Source organism: Spirosoma profusum (genome assembly GCF_014699005.1).
Taxonomy (GTDB): domain Bacteria; phylum Bacteroidota; class Bacteroidia; order Cytophagales; family Spirosomataceae; genus Spirosoma; species Spirosoma profusum.
In genome coordinates this window covers 103,646-109,713 of record NZ_JACWZY010000031.1, presented here as the reverse complement: position 1 = coordinate 109,713, position 6,068 = coordinate 103,646, and the positions used below count along the sequence as shown (strand labels likewise).

At 43.8% G+C, this 6,068-nt stretch carries 9 protein-coding genes and 1 tRNA gene; 5 read left to right on the top strand and 5 right to left on the bottom strand.

From position 1 onward, the window contains the following. Nucleotides 1-396: 396 nt before the first annotated feature. The 5 genes from IC229_RS27685 to IC229_RS27665 all read right to left on the bottom strand — a co-directional run bounded on the left by IC229_RS27685 (nucleotide 397) and on the right by IC229_RS27665 (nucleotide 4,316). The gene (locus IC229_RS27685; protein WP_190891031.1) at nucleotides 397-1,083 is read right to left on the bottom strand and encodes a CAP domain-containing protein; all 687 of its coding nucleotides are present in this window, start codon (nucleotides 1,081-1,083) and stop codon (nucleotides 397-399) included. Between the two features lie 529 nt (nucleotides 1,084-1,612). Next, nucleotides 1,613-2,032, bottom strand: a complete 420-nt coding sequence (locus IC229_RS27680; RefSeq protein WP_317171651.1) for a TlpA family protein disulfide reductase — start codon at nucleotides 2,030-2,032, stop codon at nucleotides 1,613-1,615. A 48-nt stretch (nucleotides 2,033-2,080) separates the two neighbouring features. After that, on the bottom strand, nucleotides 2,081-2,683 hold the full coding sequence (locus tag IC229_RS27675; protein ID WP_190891029.1) for a DUF4369 domain-containing protein: 603 nt from the start codon (nucleotides 2,681-2,683) through the stop codon (nucleotides 2,081-2,083). 429 nt (nucleotides 2,684-3,112) lie between these two features. Beyond that, nucleotides 3,113-3,199, bottom strand: a tRNA-Ser gene (locus IC229_RS27670). A 361-nt stretch (nucleotides 3,200-3,560) separates the two neighbouring features. After that, on the bottom strand, nucleotides 3,561-4,316 hold the full coding sequence (locus IC229_RS27665) for a LexA family transcriptional regulator (protein ID WP_190891028.1): 756 nt from the start codon (nucleotides 4,314-4,316) through the stop codon (nucleotides 3,561-3,563). Between the two features lie 136 nt (nucleotides 4,317-4,452). On the opposite strand from IC229_RS27665, the gene IC229_RS27660 reads away from it, so the two are divergent. The 5 genes from IC229_RS27660 (at nucleotide 4,453) to IC229_RS27640 (ending at nucleotide 6,067) form a co-directional block, all read left to right on the top strand. After that, complete coding sequence (locus tag IC229_RS27660) at nucleotides 4,453-4,710, top strand: helix-turn-helix domain-containing protein (protein WP_190891026.1); 258 nt, start codon at nucleotides 4,453-4,455, stop codon at nucleotides 4,708-4,710. Continuing rightward, the gene (locus tag IC229_RS27655; RefSeq protein WP_190891024.1) at nucleotides 4,701-4,880 is read left to right on the top strand and encodes a hypothetical protein; all 180 of its coding nucleotides are present in this window, start codon (nucleotides 4,701-4,703) and stop codon (nucleotides 4,878-4,880) included. The genes IC229_RS27660 and IC229_RS27655 overlap by 10 nt, the downstream gene beginning before the upstream one ends. 7 nt (nucleotides 4,881-4,887) lie before the next feature. After that, on the top strand, nucleotides 4,888-5,115 hold the full coding sequence (locus tag IC229_RS27650) for a hypothetical protein (RefSeq protein WP_190891023.1): 228 nt from the start codon (nucleotides 4,888-4,890) through the stop codon (nucleotides 5,113-5,115). Nucleotides 5,116-5,313: 198 nt separating this feature from the next. Next, nucleotides 5,314-5,568: a hypothetical protein gene (locus tag IC229_RS27645; protein WP_190891021.1), complete on the top strand. Its 255-nt coding sequence runs from the start codon at nucleotides 5,314-5,316 to the stop codon at nucleotides 5,566-5,568. Nucleotides 5,569-5,632: 64 nt separating this feature from the next. Further along, nucleotides 5,633-6,067, top strand: a complete 435-nt coding sequence (locus tag IC229_RS27640) for a hypothetical protein (protein WP_190891019.1) — start codon at nucleotides 5,633-5,635, stop codon at nucleotides 6,065-6,067. Nucleotide 6,068: the final 1 nt, after the last annotated feature.

Here is a 6,068-nt window from a genome sequence, read left to right as displayed (position 1 = left end):
GGTTTGAGTGAAACAATTTAGGGAATTGTCTCTTCCCATTTTCACCCCTTTTGTCCACTTTCATTTGACGACGTACAGCAGGCTAGGCTTGATGTAGTTGCTCTTGGCGGCAATGCCCAGATCAAACCCACCGCTTAACCCTCCCCGAACTGCAAACTTGCTCCGTTTAGCTTTGGGCATTTTTAGTAAAGAATAGTAACTGGATAAGCAGAAAAGAGATAAGTCGACAACTATGATTTTTCATAACGTAGAACAAGTTTTAGTCAACTGATACTAGTGCTTCCGCTAAGTAGATTAGATGGCAAAATGGCCAGGTGATTTTATCAAGTCCACTAGGCTACTCCTGGTACAGCTTATGGATAAGCATTCATAAATTTATACGATAAACTTTTGACGTTACCGGCTAATTTGGGTAGCAAGGCGCTGAATCCCAAAATTCTGCACCAGACGACCAAATGGAGCGCGACGCTGCTTAAATGGCGCTCTAGATAAACGGCCTGCACAACCTACATGGGTGAAGGCAGGATTCAGCAGGTTAGCCCGGTGATGAGGAGAATTTAGCCACTGGCTTACGGCATACCGAGCATACTGGGCATAATTATAGGGCTGGTAGAGTTGCTTACTCTCGGCATCGAGATACTCATACTGCTGACGCCGGGTGTTAAAACGTATCCCATACCATTCAGCGGTATCAAGGGTTTGATATTGACCGATGTTTTCGGCTACTCGGCCAAATCGATGGGTTTGTTTTTGAATCCGTTTGAGCAGTGTCAGCTCATCGAGTTGATAAAAGTCTTCATGGGCTACATAGTCAAATTGAATCATCGATTCCGCATGGTTTCGAGCGGCCTGGAATAAGGCTGGATCGTACTGAAGTGGAGCTACACCCGCCAGCCGCCGAGCCTCATTGGTTGCCTGGAAGAGGGCAATATCTAATAATGTCGTATCGGGTTTATTTAAAACCATGGGTTGCAGGGCGATGGACTGAGCGAAGAAAGCTTGATCACTCAACGAATAGAGTTCTTGTGGACTGGTTATCTGGCACAGCCATTGCCCAAGTTGAAATACGATCCACCAGTTCATAGCAAAAAAGACTAAGCTACCTAGTGTATTGAAAAGCGTTAATTAGGTTTCTTTACTTACAGGTTTCTGTACTGTTTGTCCCCTATCCCACTTTTGGGACGGGACAGTTTTGCCGGACACTTTCGACTATACCTGAAGTTGCCAGCCTGACAAACAGCCACGCTGGGTAATCCGACGGTTCTATTCTTATACGAATTTTACCAGCGTTGCAAATTGCAACGCTGGTGATTTGACCATTCGCATTGGTGAAGGTTCGCGTTTGAAACGTGATCCTTTTGACAGTTCCGATTTCAAATCAGAACTGTCCCAGCGTTGGGAATCCACACGCTGGAGAGATAGATGTAAACAACGTAATGGTGTCAAGGTGTCAATAAAGGTGTCAACGCTTATTTTGACACTGTCAAGGTGTCAAACACTATATAGGGGGGTTGACACCTTGACACCTTTAAGTAGGTTAATATCTACAACTAGATACATAACCCTTTAGCTAAAAGAGCAGGGTCGCATTGCCTCTTTGGCAGATATAGTTTCACTTAGCGAGTAATTGCCCAATTTTATTGTCTAATCGCTCACCATATTTTATCTTGGCTAATAGAATACCATCAGGATCGGCCAACAATAAGGTTGGGTACTCAATTACATTATAGAGCCTATTAATCCCTTCTTTGGCACTGGTAAATTCAGCGGTTTGTGTCCAGCTCATTTCATATTTACTTATCGCTTTCAGCCACTTCTCTCGATCCGTTGGCCGTTCAAGCGCAATACTAATGATCGCTAAACGGTTTCCATATTTTTTGTGGATTGCCCTTAATTCAGGAATACTTGGTATGCAGGGTACACACCAGGTGCCCCAAAAGTCTAATAGTACGTACTTACCGGCAAATGAAGTAAGCGATATAGTTTTACCCGTAGCATCCAGTAGCTTAAAAGTGGGTAACTTTTTACCAATACGGGGTCGATTTCTAAAATTATTAATTCTAGTGATTGCCTTTTGAGCTCAATAACTGGCTTTTACGGATGGACTCAGTTTGGCATAAAGCCCTTCTAGTTGATCGTAAATAGTCGTATCGTAGACCGCTTGCCAATAGAGTAAATAAGCAGCCGTTAATGTGGCAGGATGTTGCTCTATAAATTGACGAGTTGCCTTGTACTCTTGAAGAACGATAGGATCGGCCTCAGCGCTTGATTTTCCTTGCTTCTTTAGGCTGTAAGGCCTCTCAATCTGTTGCCGGTACACCTCTAACAGGTCGTTCTCGGGTGTTCCCGTACATCTTAGGTTAGGCGTTGAGCCCAGCGTACCGGTTATTGAAGTAAGTGGTGATTCGAGCCAGAATGAAAATTGAGTTGCTGTAGTAAGTACAAGCGTAGCAATAGATCCATCAGTTTCCCCAATGGGGTGCATAAACTGACTCTGATGTACTTTAACAGTGTCATAAAAGAACATTCCCTCCCGTGAATACTGAATAATAACCGACCTGCTGCTTAAGCCTGTAATATGGGCTTTAATTTTATGGGTTACCTGGCTAAATAAGGGAGAAAGTGCAACCAGTAGCCAAACGAAAGCGATAAGGGCCGTCCTGAGATGTAATGTTATTTTCATACCACCTTGTGTTTACATCACTAGATGATATTCTTTGTCAGTTTTCACAAACTGATATTGTATTTTGAGTACTGTTAGGGCTGTTGTAAACATATATTAACCATTTGTGATAATTACCAAAGTAATATAACCAAACTCATATATAGGAATTTCCCCAAATATTATCCAGCAAGTCCATACCAGTGCCAAGTTCCCTAGTTTTAGATATTCGCCAAATTCTCATTTGTCCTGTCCCGAATCTCTTAATAACTCCAGGACAGGACAAATTATATGACTACTTAATCGACCGGTTACATCTGCTTTGTTTCATGTCATCTTTTAAGGTAGTTAGCTAAAAACACAAAAACGGAGAATACATTGTGTATTCTCCGTTTTTGTGTGTAATTCTGTATGTAAATCTTGTAACTACTTGATTTTTAGGATTTATTGCAGAGAGGAAGGGATTCGAACCCTCGATACGGTTGCCCGTATACACACTTTCCAGGCGTGCTCCTTCAACCACTCGGACACCTCTCTGTATGTTTTTCATTACTGCTTGTTAATCAGTAAGTTATGTTCGCAAGCTCTATCGGTTGGGGGCAATATTGGGGGCAAAATGGCCCCGTGGCTGGCCCTGATTTTATTATTTTGTTACGCAGGTTGTTTGAATAACTATGCCGTTTACAGTTGTAGTGTTCGCTTTCCTGTACTTGTTCATCTCGTCATTATCACAAAACTCCTTTGTCACTTTTTGAAAATTCTTCGCTTGTGAAGCGAAAGCAGCTTCGGTTGTACAGGTATAGCACTCTTTACCGATACCCAGGGCACCACACCCATTGATGGCCATGCAAACCATAGCGATCACTAGACAGGTCGGTATAGTACTACGTAGTTTCATCTATCGCGCAGGCCCATCGACCACCCGCAACACTTTTAAGATTGATCGTATTTGTTCAATTGGCACCTGAACCGATCCACCCGTTTCGGTATTGTCGGAGTGCAGCATCAGGTAGCCTTTATGAAAATCGTTGTTCTTAATCCGTTTGATGACAAACGAACCGGCATAGCTCACGGCAAATACACCTGAGTTGATATACTGCCAGTTGCTGCGATCAACCGGAGCGCAGCGAACTTTTGTACCCGATGGGTAGTAAGGTTCCATGCTGTCACCGTTGACCTCGATTACGCAATTCTCATTATAGTTTTCATTTGGATCGCGGATGATTGTCCACGTTTCGGGAAAACCATATTCATTCTCGCTGCCACTCATCTCCGCAAACGTTGCCCGTGCTGGCACCGGCAGGTAGGGGAGGGTTATAAATTGTAACGTTTCAGACTCCTGATGTACCGCGTTGCCGGTTCCTTTGAGTAAAAGCTTTGGACCAACGCCCGATTTAATGAACTTGACCGAAACCCGGTAACGTGGGTGCTCAGATAGTTTGTACAAAAACGACTCAGATACACGCTGTCGACCACGAAGGTATTTATTAATGACACTATGGTCTTTATACCCCAGGTCTTTGGCAACCTCGGCCTGCTTCCAGCCTTGCTCCATAAAAAGCTCATTCAAACGCTTGCGTTCCTGAGAGCCTACTATATCCATAAGTACCAGGGTAGAGAGGGGTGCGGTTGGAGTATTAGGTGTGGTCAGCATAAGGCAAAAAAAATTTTTGTATCGTTGGGCTAAATATCACAAATTGTTTTTACCTTTGGGCTATAACGTTACGTTAACGGTCGTTTAACGTTAATGTAACGGCAATATAACGGATAAACGGTAATAAGCAAGTCATATGAAATATGATTTTGAGGGACTTAAAGCCCGTATTGCGGACATTGACGATGGGCAGTCAAAACTAGCTGCTGCAATGGGTGTTTCTAACCCACGGATTTACAAGATTTTAAGCGGTACGACCAAACCAGAGCTTGCAACAATGGTGAAGTTGAATCAAGAACTAAAAAAATTGGAAGCCGAGCGCGATAATTTGGTTGAAAAGAACCCGGAAATTTTTTTGCCCGTCAATGGGCTATATAGCCCATTATGTTCTTAAAAATCACACGGGGTGGACAAACTAGCCCATTGCCCCAACCGACCGAGTTCGTAAAGCTCAACAAGAAACGGTCCATGATTGAGCGCATGAAAGCACGTCACCGGGCTAGTCGTGATGAAGCCATAGACCGCGAACGGGCAAAGGAGTTCAATCTAACCCACAAACGATAGCACCACTATGAGCGGCAAGAAAGCTAAAGCACTTCGCAAAGAAATGTCACACCTAAAGTTTCCACTGGTTGAAATAGCACCAGGTTTTGAGGTGAACCACCGCCGACGCATACTCGGACTTGCCCGATCAACCGGCGCATTGCTCGATGATGCGGCTGACCAATACGCAACTAAAAACGGGATGATAGGCAAAGCGAAGGTTAAAGACAATCTGAGGCGTCTAACCCAAAAATGAAATACTCCGACACGTAGATGCCGGTTCAAGACAGTGCAGTATAACTTTTTAAATCAATCAAACATGGACACAGTAACACCCCAACCCGAGCTTGCAATTGACATAGCTCTAAACACAAATTCAAGATATAGCAGTGGTTCGATAGCAGAGACTGCATGGTTTGCTATATCCCAGTACAGAGATATACAAGTCCAGGCTATGGCCACAGAAATCGGCCGAGGTGATTTTGAAGCGGCTGAGGGGCACCACGACATACTGCATCAGTGCGATGGCATATTGGAGCAGATTGCATTAAAGGCAATCAATTTGGCTCAGCACAACTATTGGCTAACACCAGAACAACTGAGACACAACCCTTTCGATCAAGCGGAAATTAACAAGCGGCTCGATCAGGATAAACAGAGCTTTCTGGAAAAGTACGAACTAACTCCAAAGTCAACGGGAGCCCACTAAAGACGAAACCCCGGCGAAGGGCGTCGGGGTCAGTGCAGTTAACTTTTTAAATCATCACAAATGTATGCGTAAAAACGAAAAAACCAAAAGTCAGTACATCTCTGCTGATTTTGAGGCAGACTATTCATTCGATCTGGATGTCTCTATTTGGGGTGAAGGCTATCAAAATAACAAAGCCTCAATACTCTTTGAGGCTCTTGAGATGCTTCGTGAAGAAAGGCTAAAGGTTGTCCTTTTTGAGCACGACGCTACCGGCAAAGATGTATCCAGCGCAGCCTCTTTCAAGGAAGACTACGACACAGCAAAGGAGATGCAACGCCAAATCTTTGAAAGCGTCTGCAAAATAGGCTTCCACAACTATCTGAAAGCTCAAGCCCATAAGGGTCAATATTTCCAAGACCTTCTAATAAAAAACTTAAACGGTACCGAGGATAAGGAAGCTTACGAACGGCAGGAAGCGGAGTACAGAAGCTGTTTTGTTAATCACGCAACTTTTTAAA